Below are 21,579 nucleotides of genomic sequence, written 5' to 3'. Positions count from 1 at the left end.
CGCCTTTTGTCGTGAAGCCTCGTTCCTTTGTCATGCGCGAGGGCGATTTTCATGGAAAAGGACGAACGAGGGCGGAGCGGTCCCGCGCGCTTCGAAAAGGACGAGGGGCCGCCCACCGGACGGCCCCCACGACGACGGCGGCGCGGAAGGGGGCCCCCTTCCGCGCCGCCGTGCGAACCCTTACGCCGGTCAGCCCCCGCTGGGCGCCCACCGCAGTTCGACCATGATGTGCTCGCCACCGTCGGCGACGGTCATCCCCATGCCCACGGCCCCCCACTGATCGGGGGCCGAGACCTGGCCGCTCGTGAGCTGTCGCAGGTCCACGAAGCCCGCGATCACGGCGTCGTCCATACCGGCCATCGTCTGCTGGAAGACCTGGTCCTCGGCCAGGGTGCCCCCGCCGATGCTCCCGTTGCTGAGCGTCACCGCGTCACCGTCGGACCCCACGGTCGGGGCGGTCGAGTACGGGCTGGAGACGTCGCCGAGGAGCTCGTTCCAGACGTCCTCGTCGGCGCCCACGGCCCGGAAGATGAACGAGGGCTCCGAGGAACCGTACGAACCGATCAGGGAGTTCATGTCGAGGTCGGCCACGCCGAAGGCCGAGGAGGTGCCGAGCAGGCTGGTGAACCCGTCCGGCAGCGGAGCCCCGACGGAGGCCATGTCCGACTCCATCTCCCGGAGCTCGTCCCCGTCCAGACCGGGGAACTCGTCGTTCTCCCAGGCCAGGCTCAACATCTCGTCCAGCCCGCTGCCACCGAAGGCCATGACGGAGCCGCCGGGCAGACCGCTCATCGCCTCCAGGCTTCCACCGGAGCCGACGGCCAGCCAATCGGTGTCGGCGCCCTCGACCTCCAGCCCGAGCACGTCCATCCGGGCTTCGAGGTAGTCGTTGTCGACACGGAAGGAGGCCGTCATCCGGCCGCTCACCGAGGCGTCGGAGCCGAGCTCGGGGGCCAGCTCGTTGCCGAGGTCCGCGCTGTCCGGCATGGCGCCCAGGTCGGCCCAGGCCAGGGCGATGCTGCCCTTGGGGGTGGTGTCCACGTCACCCTTGAAGGTCTCGTCGCTCTCCAGGTCGCCGTTGATCGACATCTGCTCGTCGTAGTCGGCGAGCGCGGCCTCGGAGTCGGTGAAGACCACGAAGTCGTCGACCAGGCGGTGATGGACGTCGTGGCTCTCCCGAAGCTCGTTGAACTGCGCGTCGGCCGCGCCGGTGTCCTCCACCCCCAGAGCGATGGCGAAGGCCATCCCGTCGGAGTCCCCGGCGTTCGTGTCATCGGTGTTCCAGGCCGCCACACCCGCCTTCCGACCGATCCACTCCTCGACCGAGGCCTGATCCAGGTCGTAGGTGTCGGAGAACAGCTCGGCGAAGGGGCTCTCGGTGTCGTCCTCGTCGAACTCACCGATCTCGTCGGAGATCTCGTCCGGGAGCTTGTCGACGAAGCGCAGCAGGTCGACGGCCTGGGAGCCGTTGATGTCGAGGTCGACCTTGGCGAACGCGGCCGAGTTCCCCGGAAGGACCGACTCGGGCTGGGGGCCCTTGAAGTCGGCCAGGGACATGGCGGCCCAGACGGTGCCGCCCATCAGGACCACGGCCACGCCCGCCGCCGTGGGGATCAGCCACTTGCGACGACGACCACCGCCTTCGGGGGGCGGAACCGGTGCTCCCTGGAAGTGACCGCCGTAGGGAGGCTGACCGGGACCCATCGGAGCCCCGGGACCACCGGGACCCATGGGGGCACCCGGGCCACCGGGACCCATGGGGGCACCCGGGCCACCGGGACCCATGGGGGCGCCGGGACCGCCCGGCCCCATGGGCGTACCCGGGCCACCGGCGTAGGGACCGGGCCCCTGGGGAGCGGCGAACCCGGGGTGCTGCGGGGCCCCTCCGGCGGGGCCCTGAGGCGGAGGGTACGCCTGCCCGGGTTGCTGCGGCGGCTGCCACTGGGGCTGCTGCGGGGGATCAGGGTAGGACATCGGACCTCCGACGCGGGTGTTCGAGACAGACGGCCGGCGGCTCGGCCGGTGACCTGTGTGACGCCGGCGGGGCACGAGAGGTTCCGAATCCGACATGTGAGCCGTAGGAGGCCTGAGAACGAAGAGGCCACCGGTACGTCCGTGGCCCCTGGTCGAGGGGCTACGGACACCGGTGGCCGGACGCGCGGGAGAGGCGGGTCCTACTCCGGAGCGGAGGTGAGGTCGACCCCGCTGTAGGCGGACAGCTTGCTCAGACGGTGCTCGCTGCGGACCTGGCGCACGGTGCCGCTGCGGCCCCGCATGACCAGGGAGTCGGTGATGACCCCGGTGGACTCGTAGCGGACACCGCCCACCAGCTCGCCCTCCGTGATGCCCGTCGCCGCGAAGAACACGTCGTCCGAGGAGACCAGGTCGTCGGTGTAGAGCACACGGTCCAGGTCGTGACCGGCCTCGATGGCCTTGCGGCGCTCCTCGTCGTCCTTGGGCCACAGGCGACCCTGGATGACGCCGCCCAGACACTTCATCGCACAGGCCGTGATGATGCCCTCGGGCGTGCCGCCGATGCCCAGCATCAGGTCCACACCGGTGTTGGGCCGGGCCGCCATGATCGCTCCGGCCACGTCGCCGTCGCTGATGAACTTGATCCGGGCGCCCGCGTCCCGCACGTCCTGCACGAGCTGCTTGTGGCGGGGCCGGTCCAGGATGACGACCGTGACGTCCTGGGGCGACTTGCCCTTGGCGCGGGCCACGGCCTGGATGTTGTCGGCGACCGGAGCGGCGATGTCCACCACGTCGGCGGCCTCGGGGCCGGTGGCCAGCTTCTCCATGTAGAACACCGCGGACGGGTCGAACATGGTGTTGCGCGGGCTCATCGCGATGACGGCGATGGCGTTGGGCATGCCCATGGCGGTCAGGGTGGTGCCGTCGATCGGGTCGACCGCGACGTCCCAGTCGTGGCCGCCGCCGTCACCGACGAGCTCGCCGTTGTAGAGCATGGGGGCGTTGTCCTTCTCGCCCTCGCCGATCACCACGGTGCCGTTCATCGACACGGTGCTGATCATGTGGCGCATACCGCGCACCGCGGCGCCGTCCGCGCCGATCTTGTCGCCCTTGCCGACCCAGCGGGCCGCGGCGAGCGCGGCGGTCTCGGTGACGCGGACCAGTTCCAGCGCGAGGTTACGGTCGGGCGCCGACTGCTGCGCGGACGGGCTACTGGACTGCGACATGGACGTGACACCTTCCGTCAGGGAACAGGGTGGGGTTCACGTCTTAGGGTAGTCACCCCAAGTGACCTGCGGTCGTCACGGGTGGGCCGCGTCGGAACGAGGACGATCGGCTCCGGACGGGGCGGGACGGTCTACGCTGGCGGGAACTCGGACAGGAGTGAGGGCGTGACAGTGGACAAGACGGACAAGCCCGCGCGGGTGTCCCCGCGTGGTGCGGCCACCCGCAGTGCCCTGCTGCGGGCGGCGGCCCAAGTGTTCCGTACGGTGGGGTTCGCGAAGGCCGGGGTGAGCGAGGTCGTCTCGCTCGCCGGGGCCAGCGTGGGCAGTCTCTACCACCACTTCACGGGTAAGGCGGATCTCTACCTCGCCCTGTACGAGGAGTTCCAGCAACGCCAGCAGGAACGCACCCACCAGGCGGTCAAGGACGCCAGGGCCCGGGGTGAGAGCGATCCCACACGGCTGATGAACATCGCGGCCCACGCCTATCTGCTCGGATGCATCGAGGAACGGGACACCGCCCGCCTCTTCTTTAGTGGAGACGGGCCTCCCGGGTTCGACCACCAGTTGCGGGACCGGCTCACCCAGTGGACCGACCGCAACGTGGCGCTCTTCCGCAAGGCGGACGAACCGGTCGACGAGGCGCTCCTGATCGTGGTCAGCGGTTCGATGCTGCTGGCCGTCGCCGAGGTGGTGCGCCGCGACGACCAGGACGCCCACGAGCTCGCCGACGACATCACCGGACTGCTGAGCCTTCTGGAATCGCGACGGCGCCCCGACGGCGACTGAGCGACGACGGCTCCCCCGACCCGCCGGGATCCTCCGCCCGGCGGGCGCGGCCGGTGGGAGAGGTGTCACACCGAAGAGCTCACGAGGTCGTCCCCGCCCCGCCACCGCCCGTTCACCGGGCGAACGGACACGGATCGGGACACGATCGGGGCCTCGGCGAACGCCGACTAACCCGACCCCGGGTCGAAGTGGCCCCGGACCTGCGGCAAGCTGGTCATGTCATGAGTGAGTACAGCCGGGCCAACGCCACTTTCAAGAACTACGCCATCTCCCTCGGGGTCGTGGTCGGCATCCTGCTGGTCATGTCGTTCGTGGTCTCCGCGCGCTCGGGTGAGAACATCCCCACCGTGGACTACCGCCCGGACATCGAAGTGCTGCGACAGGCGGCCGACTATCCGGTGACGGCGCCCTCCGACGAGCTTCCGGAAGGGTGGATCCCCACCAGTTCCACGCTGGACACGACGGGCCCCGTCGAGTGGAGCATCGGGTTCGCCACCCCCCGGGACAGCCACGCGATGCTGACCCAGAGCGACGCCGACCGCGACACGGTGGTCGAGAGCCGGGCCAAGGACGCCGAGCCGGTGGGCACCGTCATGGTCGGTGATCAGGAATGGGAGCACCTGGACTCCGACGACTGGGGCGCCCTCGTCCTGAGCGACGACGAGCGGACCCTGGTGATCTCCGGCAGCACCTCCGTGGACGAGTTCGCGATCCTCGCCGAACACCTGGAGAGCTTCCCCGTTCCCGAGGACGAGGACTCCGGGGCCGACGAGTCCGAGGACGACGCCTGAACCGCCTCCGCACACGTGAAAGGGGCCCCGCCGACCGTTCCCGGTCGGCGGGGCCCCTTTCACGTGTGCGGATCACTCGGCGCGCAGGTCGCGACGCAGCTCCTTGGGCAGCGAGAAGGTCAGGGTCTCGTCGGCGGTCGTCACCGGGGTGACGGTGCCGTACCCGTGACCGGCGAGCTTGTCGAGCAGCTCGCGGACCAGGATGTCGGGGACCGAGGCGCCGCTGGTGACACCGACGGTGGTGACGCCTTCGAGCCAGGCCTCGTCCATGAGGCCGGCGTTGTCGATCAGGTAGGACGCGTCGGCGCCGGCGTCCAGGGCCACCTCCACCAGACGGACGGAGTTCGACGAGTTGTCGGACCCCACCACGATCACCAGCTCGCACTCCGGGGCCATGGCCTTGACGGCGTCCTGGCGGTTGGAGGTGGCGTAGCAGATGTCGTCGCTGGGCGGGTCGAGCAGGTTCGGGAAACGCTCACGGAGCGCGTCCACGGTCTGGTTGGTCTCGTCCACCGACAAGGTGGTCTGGGACAGCCAGGAGACGTTGTTCGGGTCGCGGACCTCGACCTTGTCGACCTCCTCCGGGCTCTCCACGATCTGGATGTGCTCGGGGGCCTCACCGCTGGTGCCCTCGACCTCCTCGTGGCCGATGTGGCCGATGAGGATGATGTCGCGGTCCTCGGAGGCGAAGCGCTTCGCCTCCTTGTGGACCTTGGTGACCAGCGGACAGGTGGCGTCGATGGTCTTCAACCTGCGCTTCTCCGCCTGCTCGTGGACGGCGGGGGAGACGCCGTGAGCGGAGAAGACCACGATGGCGCCCTCGGGCACCTCCTCGGTCTCCTCGACGAAGATCGCGCCGCGCTCCTCCAGCGTGCGCACGACGTGCGTGTTGTGCACGATCTGCTTGCGCACGTAGATGGGGGCGCCGTACTGTTCCAGGGCCTTCTCGACGGTGATGACCGCTCGGTCGACACCGGCGCAGTAACCCCTGGGGTTGGCGAGTAGCACACGGCGTTGGTTCGTGGCAGTCGTCATCGCAGTCATGAACACATCCTAGGTGCGATCATGGGTCGTGGACCCGGGTGTGGCGTAGGGCATCGATCCGGGCCCGCCTCTCGGGGAGGGCACGGGAAGGTGACGTCGTCACAACGGAACGTACCCGGTCGGCCCGCGAAGTGGCGAAATCGTTCACATGCCCGCCGCTCGTGCCGTTCCCCCCTCATCTATCCTGGTTCACCATCGCATCTGTTATGAGGCGGTTCGCCCTCGGCTCGGCCTCGCCCGGTTTGCCGGCCGCGCCGCCCGCCCACCCGCCGAGATCTTCAGGAGCCCCCGCCCTATGTCGAATCCGACTATCACCACGAAGCTGATGTCCCTGGTCAAGGGGATCTTCGGGCGTAAGGAGACGGTCGTCGAGGCCGAACCGGAGAAGAAGGACGAGACCCCCGTCACGGAGACGGCTCCGGAGGTCGTCGACACCCCCTCCGTGTCCGAGGAGAAGCCCCCGGCCCTCGCCGAGAAGAAGGCCGAGGAGAAGGCCCCCGCCGAGGAGTCGGTCGAGAAGACCCCCGCCCCCGTCGCGGAGAAGCCGGTCGAGGAGCCCGTCGCCCCGGTCACGTCCGAGGAGACCGCCGAGGCCGAGACCGCCACGCTGGTGGAGGAGCCCAAGGACGAGCCCGCCGCCCCGGCCACCGCCGATCTCCCCGAAGACGGACGTGAGCTCGCCGAGGAGCTCGCCGCCGCCGAGGCGCACACCACCGTCGCCGACGACGAGGTCCTGGAGAAGGTCCGCAAGGAGGCCGCCCCGGCCGCCGAGGACCTGGCCGTCCCCACCTACGACGAGCTCACGCTCCCCTCGATCAGGGCCCGCCTGCGCAAGCTCACCATCGAGCAGGTCCGCGATCTGCGCGCCTATGAGGTCGCCCACCAGGGCCGCCCCGAGTTCATCAAGATGTACGACAACCGGATCACCAAGCTCCAGAACGAGGAGAAGTAGCGTTCCGGTCCATGCCCTTCCTCATGTTCGCCCCGCTCGAGCGCGCCCATGGGCGGGGAGCGCGCCGACCGCGCGTGGCCGGAGAGGGCGTCGTGCGGTGGAGGCCGAAGCCCACCGCACGACGCCCGGTGGGGGAACGGCGAGCCCGAACGGGTCGGTGACGGAGGTCGGAACGGCCGACGGCCCCGGAAGGTCGACCGGTCGGAGTACGGCGCTCCGCTGAACCGTCCTCACTCTGGCCTAGGCTCTGGGCCATGGGTATGGAGAGTTCCGCTGAGGCGCCGCAGCCGGTGAGGGCCGTGCTCCAAGCGGTCGGTGGTTGGATCGACCGGCTGGGGGCCATCTGGGTCGAAGGGCAGATCGCCGAGCTCAACTCGCGCGGGCGGATGAGCTACCTGACCCTGCGCGATCCGATCGCCAACGCCTCGGTCCGGGTCCTCTGCGAGACCTCGGTCCTTCGACGACAAGGGACGCCCCCGGGCCCCGGAGACCGGGTCGTCGTCCACGCCAAACCCGACTTCTACCAGCTCAAGGGCACCTTCTCACTGCGTGCCCGGGAGATCCGACACGTCGGGATCGGTGAGCTGCTGGCACGTCTGGAGCAGTTGCGCCGTACCCTCACCGCCGAGGGACTGTTCGCGCCCGAGCGCAAACGCCCCGTGCCCTTCCTGCCCAACACCGTCGGCCTGGTCTGCGGTCGTGACTCCGCCGCCGAACGCGACGTGCTGGAGAACGGTCGTCGCCGCTGGCCCGCCGTGCGTTTCGAGGTACGGCCCGTCGCGGTCCAGGGGGACCGGGCCACCCGAGAGGTCATCGACGCCCTGCGCGAACTGGACGCCCACCCCGAGGTCGACGTCATCGTCATCGCCCGGGGCGGCGGCTCGATGGAGGACCTGCTGCCCTTCTCCGACGAGGCGCTCGTGCGGGCCGTGGCCGAGGCCGCCACCCCCGTGGTGAGCGCCATCGGGCACGAACAGGACACCCCGTTGCTCGACCACGTCGCCGACGTTCGGGCCTCCACCCCGACCGACGCCGCGAAGAAGGTCGTGCCCGACGTCGGCGAACAGCTGGAGATCATCCGCCAACTGCGCGATCGAGGCCGGCGGGTGATCAAGGGCGGCCTGGACCGGGAGTTCACGTGGCTGTCCGGAATCCGCTCGCGCCCCGTGCTCGCCGATCCGGTCCGGGAGACCGAGCGGCTCATGGACCAGGTCCTTGAGGCACGTGACCGGGCCCGGCGCTCCCTGACGATCTCGTTGGACCGGGCCTCCGACGAGCTGAGGCACACCGAGGCCCGCCTGCACGCCCTGTCCCCGGCCACCACCTTGGCGCGCGGTTACGCGATCGTGCAGAGGGAGGACGGGTCGGTGGTCCGTTCGGCGACCGAACCCGCGGTGGGGGAGAGCCTGCGCCTGCGCTTCGCCGAGGACGGCCTGACCGCCACCGTCGACTCGGTGGACGCGCTCGACGGCCCCACCGAGGAGGAACCGGAGACCCGCGAGCCCCGGACCTCCGGGCGGGCGACGAAGAGCGGATCGGGGAGGACGGCCTCGAAGAAGGCCTCCCCGTCCAAGAGGGCGGCGGCGTCGAAGAAGACCGCCGCGTCCAAGAAGGCGGCGGAGCCTGAGGCCGGCGGGACCGGGGCCGACGACGATACGACGACCGAGAACATCACCGAGGGGGAGTAGAGATGGCCGAGGAGAAGGTGGCCCCGGAACCGAGTTACGAGGAGAGCCGGGAGGAGCTGAACAACGTCGTCCGCAAGCTGGAGTCGGGAGGCCTCACGCTCCAGGAGTCGCTGGCGCTGTGGGAGCGCGGCGAGGAGCTGGCGCGCACCTGCGAGCGCTGGCTGGAGGGGGCCCGGGCCAGACTGGCGGCGGCCGTGGACGAGCGTCGGGGTGACGGGGAAGGGGCTTCGGAGGCCGACGCGCCCTTCTGAACGGCCGAGACCGTTCGGCTCACTTGCGGCCGTTGAGTTCGTCGCCGAGGGTGCGGAGATTGCCGGGCAGCCCGCGGAACACCGCGATGACCAGGACCAGGGCGGTTCCCAGGAACAGCCAGGGGGCGACCTCGGCGAGCCGGGTGGCCAGACCGAGGACGAGCATGCGTCCGAAGCCGTCGTTGCCCGCGGCCAGGACGCTCTCGGCGGCGACCACGGCGACGAAGTAGGCGATCGGCGGGCTGACCGACAGGGACAACAGGTCGCCGGGGCGGACCATGGCGGCGGTGGCCAGGCAGGCGACCGTGAAGGCGATACCGGGCGCGGCCGGGGTCGACGTCAGGTTGGCGATCATCGTGCCCGCGAAACTGAACAGGACGATCAGCAGCACCCCGCCGCGTACGGTCAGGCGGGGCGGTCGGGTACGGCGGGGTCGAGGGGCCGAGGGTGAGCCGGCCCGGGCCGTGGTGGTCCGGCCTCGGGGGGCGGCCGGGTTCGACACGTTCCGGCCGCGACCCTCGGGCCGCACGAAGTACGGGGCCTGCCCGGGATCCGGGCCGTCCGTCCTGCGTGGGGGCATGGTCGTGCGCCTCCCAAGTTTGTTACTCACAGTGTTTAGTGTGTCACTTCTTGTGAAGTTCCGGGTGTCTTTCCTGGGAACGTGTCGCCATTTCGGCCACTTGCCCCTTCCGGGGTCAACGCGCCTTCCCTCCCTTGGACGCCGAGATCGTCCCACCTGGTTCGGGTCGGTTTCGCGGCCTTGGGCGTTTCGTCACTCTCCCCGGAGAAGTCCGCCGACTTCATTTCAGGTCGGGTCGTCGGGGACGTTACTTCCACGCCGAATACCGTCTGACTTGGTCATATTCGATATATCCACTCCCTACATGTCCGACTCCGCGAATTTCGGTGTGGACTCGCTGAGTTCCGGGGCGGCCACCGTGCGGGGACGGTCCTCCAGACCCGACAGGCGATCCAGATCCGCGTCGACGAGCCCCAACTCGCCGAACCTGCGGGCGGTCACCAGGACCCGACTCTCCAGGGAACCCACCGTCTGGTTGTAGGCGGTCACCGTCCTGGTCAGCGCCCGACCCAGACCTTCGACGTGACCGCCCAGCGTCGACAGGCGGGAGTGCAGCTGTTTGCCCAGGTCGAAGACCTCGCGCGCGTTCTCGCTCAGGGCCTCCTGCTGCCAGGCGTACTGGGCCGTCCGCAACAGGGAGATCAACGTCGTCGGCGTCGCGATGTGCACCCGACGACCCATCGCGTATTCCAGGAGGTCCGCGTCGCGCTCCAAGGCCGGAGCGAGGAAGGCCTCACCGGGGATGAAAAGCACCACGAACTCCGGGGCCGGGGTGAAGGAGGCCCAGTAGGACTTGGCGGCGAGCTGGTCCACGTGGGTGCGCAGATGCTTGGCGTGGGCCCGCAGCCGCTCCTCGGCCGCCGGCCCCTCTCCGGCCTCCACCGCGTCGAGGTAGGCGGCCAGCGGGACCTTGGAGTCGACGACGATGTTCTTGCCACCGGCCAACCGCACCACCATGTCCGGCCGGTGCGCCCCGGCCACCGCCTGCTCCTGGAAGTCGCAGTGCGCGTCCATCCCCGCCAGCTCCGCGACCCGACGCAACTGGAGCTCGCCCCATCGCCCCCGAGCCTCGGGACGCCGCAGCGCCGTCACGAGGGAGCTGGTCTGGTCGCGCAATCGGTCCGAGCCCTCACGGACGAGCTCCACCTGTTTGGCCAGTTCGGCGTGCGCGGCGGCGCGCCCGGCGTCGGCCTCCCGCAGACGGAGCTCGACCCGGTTCAGGGTCTCCGTCAACGGTTCGACCATGCGCTCCACGGCACGACGCCGTTCGTCCAGATCGCCCCCGGCCTCGGCGCCCACCGCGCGCAGACGCCCCTCGGCCAGGTCGAGGAAGCTCCGGTTGGTCTGGTCCAGTACCTGGGAGGACAGGGCGCGGAACCGGTCGGCGAGCTGTTCCTCCATGTAGGCGGCGCGTTCCTCCGCGGCCCGGGCGTCGGCACGGGCCTGGGCGTCGCGCCCGCGGGCCAGGGTCCACCCCACCGCGATACCGATCGCCAGACCGATGAGAAGCATGAGTACGAGTACGAGGCCGTCCATGGTGACCCATGTTCTCTCAGTTCGGGTCCCCGCGGGGCCTCTCGCGGGATCGAGGGCGCGTCCGCGTCCCGAACCCCGTCGACGTCGCGATTGCGGGGCCGGTGGGATCCGGTCGGTCACGCGCGGAGCGGAGGCGGAGGAAGAGAGGGTGGAGAGCGGCTCAGGGGGCGGTAGGGGTCGCGTCGCAGGACCGCAGGGCCTCACGCCAGGATTTCACCGAGGACCACAGTTCCTCGGGCGGCTCCTCCGGGGTGAACATCCACATCCTCCCCGAGGCGGGGGAGGCCCGCCCGGAGATCTCCCCGCGTGCCTGGAAGGGGGGATCCCCCGTCACCGGGAACCACAGATACTCCAGGGGATCCAGGAGCGCCATCAACCTCTCCTCGATCCCTCGGCCGGGCCGGACCTTCACCAGCAGCCAGGGACGGTACCGGCGCAGCACCTCCAGGCCCCCGGCCACCACGTCCGGCTCGCTCCCGGCGGTGTCGATCTTGATCACCGTGGGGAAGACCGCCGCCGTCTCGTTCCACCGCGACAGGGTGGCGGTCCGCACGGTCGGACGGGACAGAGCCGGACGCGAGCTGTGCACTATCCGGTTGCACGTGTCGTTGTGCGGGGCCCGGGACAGTCGCGCGGTCCCGTTGTGGTTGCTCAGGGCCAGGTCGACCACGGTGAAGCCGAGGTTCCCCGAGGCGGAGACCGACCTCGCGGCGGAGGCGAGTTCGGGGGTCGGTTCGAAGGCGAAGACGGGGCGGCGGGAACGGGCGGCCGCGAGGATCGAGTACACACCGATGCCGGAGCCGACGTCGAGGACCGCCCCGGGGCGGGTGTGGTCGAGCAGGGCCATGAAGCTCGCGACGCTGTCGGGTTCGTGACCGGCCAGTCCGGTCTCGGAGAGACTCCGGGGCACCGTCAGGTCACCGGGCATGTGCAGAGCGAGGCGGTCCGGGCCAGGGCGCCGTCGCTCTTCCTCCGGGCGGGGCAGGGAGAGCGTGAAGCGGCGGTATCGGGGAGGGACCCGGGCGGGGTCCAGGCCGCCGAGCCTTCTGGGCAGATGGACACGGATCCGTCGGGTGGCGAAACGGACGATCGGGTACCGGCGCACAAGGGCGCGCAACTGGTTGTGGACCATAGTGTCTTCTCCCCACGGAAAGGAACGGTGCCGTGGTGGCGGCGACCGGAAAAGAGCCAGGTCATCCGATGTGCACCCCTGGTGCGGGTCTTTCGCGCGCTCCCGCCCGGGGTGACCGGCGTCACTGGTCGAACCTACTCTGTGTAATGGTGTTCACGCACCGTGTTTCAGGGATCGACCTGGGGAAACGGGCCCGATGGCAGGATCCGCCTTTCGGTCGCCGAGGACTCGCCCACCCTCTCGGGCCGCATAGACTCTGGGCTTGTGAGTCTGTCTATCGGGATCGTCGGCCTGCCCAACGTTGGCAAGTCCACCCTCTTCAACGCGCTGACCAAGAACGACGCTCTGGCCGCGAACTACCCGTTCGCGACCATCGAGCCCAATGTCGGAGTCGTGGGTGTGCCCGATGCCCGGCTCGGGAAGCTGGCCGAGATCTTCGGCTCCGCGAAGATCCTTCCGGCGACGGTCGACTTCGTCGACATCGCGGGCATCGTGCGCGGCGCCTCCACGGGTGAGGGGCTGGGGAACAAGTTCCTCGCCAACATCCGCGAGAGCGACGCCATCTGCCAGGTGATCCGGGCCTTCGAGGACGCCGACGTCACCCACGTCGACGGCGACGTCGAGCCCTCCCGGGACATTGAGACGATCAACACCGAGCTGATCCTCGCCGACCTCCAGACCCTGGAGAAGGCCGTTCCGCGCCTGGAGAAGGACGCCAAGCGCAACGCCAAGGACAAGGACGCCCAGGAGCTCCTCGCCGCGGCCAGGGCCGCGCAGGAGGTTCTCAACGAGGGCACCTCGCTCTCCCAGGCCGAGGGCGTGGACGTGGCCCGGCTGCGCGAGCTGAGCCTGCTCACCGTCAAGCCGTTCATCTACGTCTTCAACCTCGACAGCGACGAGCTCGCCGACGAGGCCCTGCGCACCAAGCTCCAGGACCTGGTCGCCCCGGCCGAGGCGATCTTCCTCGACGCCAAGATCGAGGCGGAGCTGGCCGAGCTGGAGGACGACGAGGCCCAGGAGCTGCTGGAGTCGCTCGGTCAGAGCGAGTCCGGTCTGGCCCAGCTGGCGCGGGTCGGCTTCGCCACCCTCGGCTTGCAGACCTACCTGACCGCGGGCCCCAAGGAGGCCCGGGCCTGGACGATCAAGCAGGGCGCCACCGCCCCGGAGGCGGCCGGTGTCATCCACACCGACTTCGAGCGCGGCTTCATCAAGGCCGAGGTCGTCTCCTTCGACGACCTCGTCGAGGCCGGTGACATGCAGGCCGCCCGTGCCGCGGGCAAGGTCCGCATGGAGGGCAAGGAGTACGTGATGGCCGACGGCGACGTGGTGGAGTTCCGTAGCGGTCTAACCTCTGGAGGGAAGAAGTGAGCGTCGTCCCTGTGTACAGCATCGCCAAGGCTTACACAGCCGTCGCGGTGCTTCGCTCCTTCGACGTCGGTGTTCAGCTCGGCGAGTTGGTTCCCGCTCTGCCGGAGTCCCTTCGTTCGGTTACGGTGCGGGCCTTGCTGAACCACACCTCGGGCCTCAACGATTACTTCGGGTGGGCGGATTACCGCGCAGCAGTAGAAGCGCGCGAAGATGCGTGGGAGATCGACCGTGTTCTCGCGGGAGCAGTCGTTGGACCTGCCGGCCGGTTCCGGTACTCCAACATCGGTTTCGCCGTGCTGCGACTCGCTCTCGAGTACAACGAATCCGCAAACTTCTTCACCGCAATCTCCCGTCAGGTTCTACAGCCGCTCGGTGTTGAGGCCTTTCCCTTCGCGTCCCGTAGCGACTGGCTCGCATGTACGCACGAGTCGATCGGGGAAGAGCTTCGCGCCTACGATCCGGGATGGGTGTTCACGGGCACGTTCGCTGCTGAGCCTGATGAAGCGGCCCGGGGGATCGCGGCGGTCATGCGCGGCGAGCTTGGCGACGATATTCCCCGCTTGATGATGCAGCCGGTCCCGGTCAATGTGCCAGCCACGCACCCACTGTCACCTCATGCCGGATACGGCCTCGGGGTCATGAGCAAAGGCGAGCCGGTGACGCTCGTTGGGCACGGCGGGCAGGGACCCGGCTTCAACCTCTTTGCCGCCGTGAGTGCGGACGGACTCCGGTGGCGCGGACGGGTCGCGGAGGGACAAGGGGAGGATCTGGATCTGATCCAGTCATGTGTCGATGATGTCGAGAGCCGGGACGGGGACGCGGTGGAGTTCCGCTTCAACGTCTGACCTCTTCTTCGCCACGGGAGGGTGGGGAGCGCGCGTGGGCGCGTTCCCCACCCTCCCGTCGTCGTGTCAGGGGTCGTGCCTATGGGGCGCGTCCGGGGCTTGAACGGGGATCGGGGGCGTGGGAGGCTGTCGCCCACCCGAACCGGGGTGTTCGAAGAGAGGCGGGGCGATGGGCTGGGAGGTCGTTCTCTGCGTCCTGCTCGGAGTCGTCCTCGTGGCGACGGCGACCACCCTCATCGGCCTGACCCGGGTCACCTTCGCCCCTCTGCCCGCTCTGGACCGGAGTCCGAGGACGGGGACGGTGACGTCGATCCACACCTCCGACGAGACCGAGATCGTCATGGTGGAGTACGTCGACCCGGCGGGGGAGCGGCACACGGCGGGGCTCGCGGATCTCGTCCACGATTCCTGGATCGACAGGTTCGTCCCCGGAAGCCGGTGGCAGGTGTACGCCTTTCGGGAGCCGGGCCCGCGGGTCTTCCTGGCCGAGGTCCACGATGACGTGGTGCGCCGAGGCTACAACCTCGACGGTGTCCGCCTGGGGGGCGAGTCCGGGCCGGTCCACCCTCCACGTCCCGGGAACCTGCTGCTCAAGTGGCGGTTCGAGGAGTGAGCGGTGGCGCGCGCCTTCCGTGATCCGTGAGAAGGCCGCCCATGGTCACGCTTCGCGTCCCCTCCTGCCGCATCGGGATACATCCGATGAACCCATGCCCGGCTTCGTGGCGTTTTTTGGGCTTTTGTACTCTAAAGTCACCACTGTCTCGACCACAGGTCCGTGAAGAGACCGTGCGGTCCCCGGAGGCGTCGACCCCCGACTCGCCCCGGACCGCCCCAGAACAACGGTAGGGCCGACGCTCCGTCGTCGCCGAGGTGCGCCTCGGCCGTCTCCCCCGCCCACCGTCGAAGGACGTTCGCCTCTCCGGACCGATCGAGCCGTTCCGCTCGCGGTGACCGTACGGGCCCTGTGCCGTCTCGATGGTGGACGCATTCGATACATGACGAATATGGAGGACCCGTAAGTGGCGAACGGAGAACGAGTAGCGATCATCGGTGCCGGCCCCTCGGGCATGGCACAGTTGCGGGCCTTCGAGGCCGCGGCCCGCGCGGGGGCGGAGATCCCCGAGATCGTCTGCTTCGAGAAGCAGGCGGACTGGGGCGGCCAGTGGAACTACACCTGGCGCACCGGGCTCGACGAGTTCGGAGAGCCCGTGCACTCCAGCATGTACCGCAACCTGTGGTCGAACGGCCCGAAGGAGGCGCTGGAGTTCGCGGACTACTCCTTCGACGAGCACTTCGCCCGACCGATCTCCTCCTACCCGCCGCGCCCGGTGCTGTGGGACTACATCGCGGGCCGCCTGAAGAAGGCCGACGTGCGCGAGTTCATCAGGTTCCGGACCATCGTGCGCTGGGTCGAGTACGACGCCGCGCGAGAGATCTTCACGCTCACGGTCGAAGACCTACCCACCGGAGAGACGACGACCGAGGAGTTCGGTCGGGTGGTCGTGGCCACCGGCCACTTCTCCTTCCCCAACGTCCCCGACCTTCCCGGTATCGAGACCTTCGAGGGGCAGGTGACGCACGCGCACGACTTCCGCGGCGCGGAGGCGCTCAAGGACCGCGACGTGCTCGTCATCGGTTCGAGCTACTCGGCCGAGGACATCGGCAGCCAGGCGTACAAGATGGGCGCGCGCTCGGTGACGGCGAGCTATCGCTCCGCGCCGATGGGCTATGACTGGCCCGAGGGCTTCGAGGAACGCCCTCTCGTCGAACGCTTCGAGCGCGACACGGTCCACTTCGTCGACGGCAGCTCGAAACGCGTCGACGCCGTCATCCTGTGCACCGGATACCTCCACAAGTACCCGTTCCTCCCCGGTGATCTCGCGCTGTCCTCGCCGAACAACGTCTACCCCGAGGGCCTGTACCGCGGCGTCGTGTGGCAGCGCAATCCGCGCTTGGCCTACCTGGGCGCGCAGGACCAGTGGTTCACCTTCAACATGTTCGACACGCAGGCCTGGTACGTGCGCGACCTCATCATGGGCCGCGCCGATCTGCCCGACGAGCGGGAGCGCGCGGCGTCCATCGCCGAATGGCGGGCCCGCTTCGAGAAGATCGCCTCGGACGCCGACGAGATCCGTTTCCAGGCCGACTACGTGCGCGACCTGCTGGAGCAGACCGACTACCCCGAATTCGACCTCGACCGGGTCGTGGAGATCTTCCTCGCCTGGAAGCGGGACAAGAAGGCCGACATCATGGGCTATCGCGACCGCGTGTACCGCTCGGTGATGACGGGGACCCTCTCGGCCGAGCACCACACCCCGTGGATCCAGGAGCTCGACGACTCGCTCGAGCGCTACCTTGCCGAGAAGCCCGGAGAGAGCCCGCGGAACGCTCCGAGCGCGGCCGTCTAGCCCACCGGAGCCCGTGAGCATGGAGAGGGCGGGCCGGGGTCGCCCCGGCCCGCCCTCTCCACGGTCCCCTCGACGGGTTCACCCGCGGACCGCGTGGCCTCAACCCGCCGTGATCCAGTCGCCGTTGGCGTCGACCACGTAGCCGTCCACCTCACTGTCGGCGACGGAGACGTCGCCGTTCCTCATCACGGTGAGATCGACGGAGGCGAAGGTATCGATCCCGTCCTCGGTCTCGATGGGGAAGTGGAAGGGGATGAGGGAGTCCTCGTCGGTGGAGGACTTGGCGCAGTCGCTCACCACGGTCACGGTCTCCAGGTCATCGGAGAAGTAGGAACCCTCCTCGAGGTCGGCCTCGTCGAAGTCCTCCATCGAATACGGCGAATCGAAGCCGAGCGGTCCGGCGAGGTTCTCCCATTCGGGCACCTGGGCGGATTCCTCCACCTTTTCGGCTCGATACTCCTCGAATCCCGCGACGGCCTCTTGGAGGGCCGCTTCGGTGGTGGCCGGGGCCTCCGGGACGGGGTCCGGCAGATCGAGACCGGCGTATTCCATCCACGAGTGGTAATGGGCCCAGACGGCCGTGGCCGCCAACTCTTCGACGGAACGGGGGAAGTCCACCCCGTCGAGGGAGTACTCCTCCACTCGGCTGTCGTATTCCTCGCTCTCGAGGTATTCCTCGATGCTCATCTCACGGACGTCCTCATCGCGCGAGGAGTCGATCTCGTACTGCAGCCCTTCCCGGGTGTTCTCGAGGAAGTCCTCCTTGATCGTGTCGAGGTCCTCGGTCGCCTCCGGCGCTACGGCACTCGACAGATATCGAATGTCCTCTCGAACCTCCGCGGCCGCCTCGTCCTCGCCGTAAACGGGCGCCGTGAGCGTTTCGAAGGCCTTGTCGTCGGTGTAGGAGATCCCGATGTCGATGGCGCAGTACTGCGATCCCTCCAGTTCGCGGGAGCCGGCGATGGCGGAGGAGACCAGCAGTCCCTCGGCGTCGGCCCCGGCGGCCTCACGAAGCCCGTCGGGGATGTCGATTCCGACCGAGGGGGCGGGTTCGAGATATTCGGACCGGGTGAAATCGTATACACCGTCCGGGCCGGAGGAACATCCGGTCAGAACGATCCCCGCGACGGAGATCAGGCTTATGGGGGCGAGAATCCTCTTACTGGTCTTCATGCGGGGGCGCGCTCGGGCGCGCTTCCTTTCCGTGCTGAAACGGGGGTATGTCTCGACAGGTGGCACGGCGTGTGTGTTTCACCCTGTCGACATGGGGTGTCCGGTTCCGCTGATTCATGAGAGGGGAGGCGGTCGGCTCATCGTGCGTATTCGAGGCCGAAGGCATGGGGAATCAGGGGTTCATCCTCACCCGTCGTCGCGATCATAGCGTGCGGATAAGCGTCCGAGCCGGAACGAGTCCGCGCGGTGGCGGCCGATTGTGGCCATCGATCCCGTGGGACGGTCCGGTGAGGGGCCGAAGGTTATTCCCGCACCGGATCTCCGAGGAATCCCGCCGGCACCGGGGATGTTCGGTCGGACATGACGACACATGTTCTGTTCGAAGGAGAGCCGGGTGTCATCGTCGACGACGGTGACGTGATCATCGAGGGGGTCGAACTCGCCGACCTGGTGAAGAGGGCGGCGAACGCCGCACGCGACGCCGATCGTGTCGAGCTCTGCGGCGGTGTCGGCGTCGACGACGCCGCGCGGGTCATCGAGGTGATCGGTGGCGGTGTGGAGGTGAGGGTGAACCGGTACGGATTCGAATCACTCGAACAGGTGGCCGCCTACAAGGCCTCCTTCGAGGCCGGGGAGGCCGGGGGAGCGCTGTTCCTGTACGGGTCGACGGTCTCCACACCCCTGGCCCGGCACGAGGGGGTCGTGGTCGCCGGGGTCGCCGACCGGGAGGCACTGATCGAACGGGTCAGGGAGGCCCGGGAGCACGGAGTGGGGATCGTGGAGCTCTACGGGGGCCTCGGCGCCTCGGCGGCCGCCGACGTTCGCGACGCCGTGGACGGCGCCCTGCCGGTCGGCTTCATCGACTGACCCGCCCGCCCCGAAGCGGTTTCGAGGGGCGGTCCGCTCATCGCGGTCCGCCCCTCTCATCGCAGGGGCCCTCCGTACCGTCAGGCCGCGGGCCCGTACCTCCGGCCGGTGGTCTCCGAAGGGGACACGGACTCGGCGGACTCCATCTCGTCCGCGGGTCCGTCCACGTCGCGGCGCGGCCACAGTAGGAGGGCTCCGACGGCTCCGGCGGCGGCCAGGACGGCGAGGACGGTCCAGGCGGGGGCGAGCCCGGCCGCGGTTCCGAGCCGGCCGGCGACGGGGTAGGTGACCAGCCAGGCCAGGTGCGACAGAGAGAACTGGGCGGCGAAGACCTCGGGTATCCGGTTCGGCGGGACGGACGCCCGCAGGACCTTGCCGGTCGGGGTGACGACCAGGGCCGTTCCGACGCCGATCACGCCCCAGACGATCGCGGTGCCGGCCCATCCGGCCGCGGGTACGGCGACGAGGACCAGGGCGCCGAGTGTTCCGGCCACGAGGACCCCGGCGCCGGTCACCATGACGGTGCGTTCGGCGATCCGGTCGAGGAGGCGGGGCAGGACGAGGGCGGCCAGCAGCGTTCCGAGACCGGAGACGGCCAACATCCAGGCGACGTCCGACTGGGAACCGCCGAGCCGGTCACGTACGTGGTTGACGGTGTTGACGACGACGATCGAACCGGCCGCCGCGACCACCATGTTGAGCGCCATGACGCCGCGCAGCCTCGGGGTTCGGACGAAGGTCCCGATCCCCGCGACCAGCTTCTCCCGGACCCCGCTGTGGGCGCTGGGGCGGGCGTTCGGGATGCGGGTCGCCAGGACGAGCAGAGCGGAGACGGCGAACCCGACGGAGGTGCCGACGAACAGCAGGTCGAAGCCCATGAAGAGCAGGGCGACCGCGGCCAGGACCGGGCTGAGCAGACTCTCCATGGTGTAGGCGACCTGCGAGGCGGACAGGGCCCGCGTGTAGGCGGCCTTGTCGGTGACGATGTCGGGGATGACCGCCTGGAACGTCGGGGTGAACGCCGCCGACGAGGCCTGCAGCAGGGCGATCAGAACGTAGATGTGCCAGATCTCGGTGACGAACGGCAACGCCAGGACCACCCCGGCGCGCAGGAGATCGAGGAGGACCAGGAACCCTCTTCTGGGGAGCCGGTCGGCGTACGCGGCCGCGAAGGGCGCGATGACCACGTACATGACCATCTTGATGGTCAGTGCGGTGCCGAGGACGGCACCGGCGCGCGGGCCGGCGAGCTCGTAGGCGAGCAGTCCGAGGGCGACCGTCGTCAGCCCGGTGCCGAACAGGGCGATCACCTGGGCGCTGAACAGGTAGCGATAGTCGCGAATGGTGAACAGACGCATGACGTTTCCTTCCAGGCCGACGTGGAGGGGCGCGGTCTCGCGGGCGGGGCCGCGCCCCTCGACACGGGGCCGGAGTACGGCTACACACCGTCGGTGGTGGCCGGTGAGAGGCCGGCGAGCAGGTTGAAGGCGCCGGTGAGGACGTTCAGGGAGACGACACCGACGACGTCGGCGATCTCCCGGTCGCTGTAGCCGTGCTCCCTCAACTCGACGATCCGTTCGTCGGTGATGGAGGACGGTTCGCGGTGGACCTGGAGGGCGAGGGCGATGATCGCGGCGATCGCGGGGTCGGCCGAGGTGCCGGCCCGGGCGCGCTCGATCTCTTCCTCGTCCAGCCCCAGGGAGCGGGCGGCGTCGATGTGGGCGTCGAGGCAGAGGGCGCAGCCCTGGTGGGTCTGGACGGCGATCGAGATCCGTTCGGAGATCCGGCGGTCGAGCCGGGCCCGTCGCATGGCGCGGCCGAGCTGGAGGTAGCCGCCGAGAACGGCCGGCGAGTGCGCCATGGTGGAGACCATGTCTCCGACGCGGCCATGACGGGAGACCAGGTCGGTCAGGAGGTCGCGTGAGGCGCCGACCGCCGTCTCGGGTGTGAGTCGGTTCAGGCGGGTCATGATCGTGGCCCTTCGGATGTCGGGACGTCGGCTCAGTGGTGGGCGTGGGCGTCGTGGTGCCCCTCGTGGGAGTGCGCGGCGTCCGGCCCGGGAACGGTCGCGGTGGTCCGGACCGTGAACTCGGTGGTGCGGACGACCCCGTCGTGCAGGAAGTCCAGGTAGAGGCGGTAGACGCCGTCGGACGGGGCGACCGCCATGAAGGTGATCTCCGGGCCCGGCGCGGTGACGCCGTCGCCGGGGGCGCCTTCGGGGTGGACGTGGAGGTAGCCCAGGTCGCCGACGCGCAGCGCCACCAGGTGTCCATAGGCGGCGAGGTAGGGCTGGAGGTCGGTGACGGGTTCACCGTCGCGGGCGACGGTGAGCGTCAGCTCGCGGGCCTGCCCTGCGACGAGTTCGCCGTCGAGGGTGACGGTGTGGTCGCCGATCCGGGCGACCCGATCGATCGCGGGGAGCGGACGAGGCTCGTAGTGTCCGGCGACGGAGACGTCGATCCCCAGGGTCATGGTCCCGTCGTGACCGGCGGGGTGGACGTCGGCGAAGAATCTCCAGTCGCCGGGTTCCAGGGCGACCTCGACGCTCCAGGTGCCCTTCTCGTCCATCACCGGGTGCACATGCTGGAACCCGGAGGTGTCGCGGCGGACGGCGATGAGGTGCAGTTCCTTCTCGTGCTCGGGGACGTACTCGGTCACCGGCCGCCCGTCGGGGCCGATCACCCGGAAGGTGACCGTCCGGGTGCCGGCGTCGAAAATCGTGGAGTCGAACTCGAGGGTGTGGCCGTTCTCCGAGACGGAGAGGCCGCCGGGGGCGGCGTGGGTCGAGTGGTCGCCGTGGTCGGCGTGGTGCGTGTGGGCGGTCGTGTCGTGGCCGGTGTGGTTCCGCATGGTGACTCCCGATGCTCTGGTCCTGTCGGTGCCGTCCCGTTCTCGGGGCGATGACCATGAACATATACCCCTGGGGGGTATATTTGCAAGAGGTGATCCCCATGATCG

At 69.3% G+C, this 21,579-nt stretch carries 20 protein-coding genes; 10 read left to right on the top strand and 10 right to left on the bottom strand.

What is annotated here, in order from left to right:
- Positions 1–189 precede the first annotated feature (189 nt).
- A complete protein-coding gene (locus D451_RS28845) occupies positions 190–1,704 on the bottom strand; it encodes a hypothetical protein (RefSeq protein WP_017535828.1) in 1,515 nt (504 codons plus the stop codon).
- 470 nt (positions 1,705–2,174) lie between these two features.
- Positions 2,175–3,200 (bottom strand): class II fructose-bisphosphatase, encoded by a 1,026-nt coding sequence (glpX, locus tag D451_RS0120620; protein WP_014912764.1) that lies wholly within the window; start codon positions 3,198–3,200, stop codon positions 2,175–2,177.
- A 171-nt stretch (positions 3,201–3,371) separates the two neighbouring features.
- On the opposite strand from glpX, the gene D451_RS0120615 reads away from it, so the two are divergent.
- Positions 3,372–3,986, top strand: a complete 615-nt coding sequence (locus D451_RS0120615) for a TetR/AcrR family transcriptional regulator (protein WP_014911597.1) — start codon at positions 3,372–3,374, stop codon at positions 3,984–3,986.
- 221 nt (positions 3,987–4,207) lie between these two features.
- Positions 4,208–4,777, top strand: coding sequence for a DUF4245 domain-containing protein (locus tag D451_RS0120610; protein ID WP_036568433.1), 570 nt, complete (start codon positions 4,208–4,210; stop codon positions 4,775–4,777).
- A 72-nt stretch (positions 4,778–4,849) separates the two neighbouring features.
- On the opposite strand, the gene D451_RS0120605 is transcribed toward D451_RS0120610, so the two are convergent.
- A complete protein-coding gene (locus tag D451_RS0120605) occupies positions 4,850–5,821 on the bottom strand; it encodes a 4-hydroxy-3-methylbut-2-enyl diphosphate reductase (protein ID WP_187294454.1) in 972 nt (323 codons plus the stop codon).
- A gap of 295 nt (positions 5,822–6,116) precedes the next feature.
- Here D451_RS0120605 and D451_RS0120600 point away from each other — a divergent pair, with 295 nt between their 5' ends.
- From D451_RS0120600 to D451_RS0120590, 3 genes are all read left to right on the top strand, one after another.
- A complete protein-coding gene (locus D451_RS0120600; protein ID WP_020379968.1) occupies positions 6,117–6,773 on the top strand; it encodes a hypothetical protein in 657 nt (218 codons plus the stop codon).
- A gap of 260 nt (positions 6,774–7,033) precedes the next feature.
- A complete protein-coding gene (gene xseA, locus D451_RS0120595; protein WP_081616106.1) occupies positions 7,034–8,461 on the top strand; it encodes an exodeoxyribonuclease VII large subunit in 1,428 nt (475 codons plus the stop codon).
- Positions 8,462–8,463: 2 nt separating this feature from the next.
- Positions 8,464–8,712 carry an exodeoxyribonuclease VII small subunit gene (locus D451_RS0120590; RefSeq protein ID WP_014909480.1) on the top strand — a complete coding sequence of 83 codons (249 nt, stop codon included), beginning with the start codon at positions 8,464–8,466 and terminating at the stop codon, positions 8,710–8,712.
- A 19-nt stretch (positions 8,713–8,731) separates the two neighbouring features.
- On the opposite strand, the gene D451_RS0120585 is transcribed toward D451_RS0120590, so the two are convergent.
- The 3 genes from D451_RS0120585 to D451_RS0120575 all read right to left on the bottom strand — a co-directional run bounded on the left by D451_RS0120585 (position 8,732) and on the right by D451_RS0120575 (position 11,960).
- Complete coding sequence (locus D451_RS0120585; protein ID WP_017535825.1) at positions 8,732–9,292, bottom strand: DUF6542 domain-containing protein; 561 nt, start codon at positions 9,290–9,292, stop codon at positions 8,732–8,734.
- Positions 9,293–9,592: 300 nt separating this feature from the next.
- Positions 9,593–10,828, bottom strand: a complete 1,236-nt coding sequence (locus tag D451_RS0120580; protein WP_017535824.1) for a DNA recombination protein RmuC — start codon at positions 10,826–10,828, stop codon at positions 9,593–9,595.
- Between the two features lie 160 nt (positions 10,829–10,988).
- On the bottom strand, positions 10,989–11,960 hold the full coding sequence (locus tag D451_RS0120575) for an FkbM family methyltransferase (protein WP_017535823.1): 972 nt from the start codon (positions 11,958–11,960) through the stop codon (positions 10,989–10,991).
- Between the two features lie 264 nt (positions 11,961–12,224).
- On the opposite strand from D451_RS0120575, the gene ychF reads away from it, so the two are divergent.
- From ychF to D451_RS0120550, 4 genes are all read left to right on the top strand, one after another.
- Entirely contained in the window at positions 12,225–13,328 is a 1,104-nt protein-coding gene (ychF, locus tag D451_RS0120570; RefSeq protein ID WP_017535822.1) for a redox-regulated ATPase YchF, read from the top strand.
- 11 nt (positions 13,329–13,339) lie between these two features.
- Positions 13,340–14,173, top strand: a complete 834-nt coding sequence (locus D451_RS26745) for a serine hydrolase domain-containing protein (RefSeq protein WP_161628227.1) — start codon at positions 13,340–13,342, stop codon at positions 14,171–14,173.
- 169 nt (positions 14,174–14,342) lie between these two features.
- Entirely contained in the window at positions 14,343–14,786 is a 444-nt protein-coding gene (locus tag D451_RS26740; protein WP_017535820.1) for a hypothetical protein, read from the top strand.
- A 406-nt stretch (positions 14,787–15,192) separates the two neighbouring features.
- Complete coding sequence (locus D451_RS0120550; protein WP_026125230.1) at positions 15,193–16,581, top strand: NAD(P)-binding domain-containing protein; 1,389 nt, start codon at positions 15,193–15,195, stop codon at positions 16,579–16,581.
- Positions 16,582–16,680: 99 nt separating this feature from the next.
- Here the strand turns inward: D451_RS0120550 and D451_RS0120545 are convergent, their stop codons facing one another.
- Positions 16,681–17,754, bottom strand: a complete 1,074-nt coding sequence (locus tag D451_RS0120545) for a hypothetical protein (protein ID WP_017535818.1) — start codon at positions 17,752–17,754, stop codon at positions 16,681–16,683.
- A 360-nt stretch (positions 17,755–18,114) separates the two neighbouring features.
- Here D451_RS0120545 and D451_RS0120540 point away from each other — a divergent pair, with 360 nt between their 5' ends.
- Positions 18,115–18,621: a DUF6506 family protein gene (locus D451_RS0120540; protein ID WP_017535817.1), complete on the top strand. Its 507-nt coding sequence runs from the start codon at positions 18,115–18,117 to the stop codon at positions 18,619–18,621.
- A gap of 80 nt (positions 18,622–18,701) precedes the next feature.
- Here D451_RS0120540 and D451_RS26735 read toward each other — a convergent pair whose 3' ends face one another.
- From D451_RS26735 to D451_RS0120525, 3 genes are all read right to left on the bottom strand, one after another.
- Complete coding sequence (locus tag D451_RS26735; RefSeq protein ID WP_017535816.1) at positions 18,702–19,979, bottom strand: MFS transporter; 1,278 nt, start codon at positions 19,977–19,979, stop codon at positions 18,702–18,704.
- An 80-nt stretch (positions 19,980–20,059) separates the two neighbouring features.
- Positions 20,060–20,590 (bottom strand): carboxymuconolactone decarboxylase family protein, encoded by a 531-nt coding sequence (locus tag D451_RS0120530; RefSeq protein ID WP_017535815.1) that lies wholly within the window; start codon positions 20,588–20,590, stop codon positions 20,060–20,062.
- Positions 20,591–20,622: 32 nt separating this feature from the next.
- Positions 20,623–21,471, bottom strand: coding sequence for a hypothetical protein (locus tag D451_RS0120525; RefSeq protein ID WP_017535814.1), 849 nt, complete (start codon positions 21,469–21,471; stop codon positions 20,623–20,625).
- Positions 21,472–21,579 lie beyond the last annotated feature (108 nt).

It is taken from the genome of Nocardiopsis alba DSM 43377 (genome assembly GCF_000341225.1).
Taxonomy (GTDB): domain Bacteria; phylum Actinomycetota; class Actinomycetes; order Streptosporangiales; family Streptosporangiaceae; genus Nocardiopsis; species Nocardiopsis alba.
This window is presented reverse-complemented; position numbering and strand designations above follow the sequence as displayed.

Coding starts and splice junctions, on each gene's coding strand:
- D451_RS0120610 (WP_036568433.1), top strand. CDS start 4,208: ATGAGTGAGTACAGCCGGGCCAACGCCACTTTCAAGAACTACGCCATC.
- D451_RS0120585 (WP_017535825.1), bottom strand. CDS start 9,292: ATGCCCCCACGCAGGACGGACGGCCCGGATCCCGGGCAGGCCCCGTAC.
- D451_RS0120545 (WP_017535818.1), bottom strand. CDS start 17,754: ATGAAGACCAGTAAGAGGATTCTCGCCCCCATAAGCCTGATCTCCGTC.
- D451_RS0120600 (WP_020379968.1), top strand. CDS start 6,117: ATGTCGAATCCGACTATCACCACGAAGCTGATGTCCCTGGTCAAGGGG.
- D451_RS28845 (WP_017535828.1), bottom strand. CDS start 1,704: ATGGGTCCCGGTCAGCCTCCCTACGGCGGTCACTTCCAGGGAGCACCG.
- D451_RS0120590 (WP_014909480.1), top strand. CDS start 8,464: ATGGCCGAGGAGAAGGTGGCCCCGGAACCGAGTTACGAGGAGAGCCGG.
- glpX (WP_014912764.1), bottom strand. CDS start 3,200: ATGTCGCAGTCCAGTAGCCCGTCCGCGCAGCAGTCGGCGCCCGACCGT.
- D451_RS26735 (WP_017535816.1), bottom strand. CDS start 19,979: ATGCGTCTGTTCACCATTCGCGACTATCGCTACCTGTTCAGCGCCCAG.
- D451_RS26740 (WP_017535820.1), top strand. CDS start 14,343: ATGGGCTGGGAGGTCGTTCTCTGCGTCCTGCTCGGAGTCGTCCTCGTG.
- D451_RS0120605 (WP_187294454.1), bottom strand. CDS start 5,821: ATGACTGCGATGACGACTGCCACGAACCAACGCCGTGTGCTACTCGCC.
- D451_RS0120575 (WP_017535823.1), bottom strand. CDS start 11,960: ATGGTCCACAACCAGTTGCGCGCCCTTGTGCGCCGGTACCCGATCGTC.
- D451_RS0120525 (WP_017535814.1), bottom strand. CDS start 21,471: ATGCGGAACCACACCGGCCACGACACGACCGCCCACACGCACCACGCC.
- D451_RS0120540 (WP_017535817.1), top strand. CDS start 18,115: ATGACGACACATGTTCTGTTCGAAGGAGAGCCGGGTGTCATCGTCGAC.
- xseA (WP_081616106.1), top strand. CDS start 7,034: ATGGAGAGTTCCGCTGAGGCGCCGCAGCCGGTGAGGGCCGTGCTCCAA.
- D451_RS0120580 (WP_017535824.1), bottom strand. CDS start 10,828: ATGGACGGCCTCGTACTCGTACTCATGCTTCTCATCGGTCTGGCGATC.
- D451_RS0120530 (WP_017535815.1), bottom strand. CDS start 20,590: ATGACCCGCCTGAACCGACTCACACCCGAGACGGCGGTCGGCGCCTCA.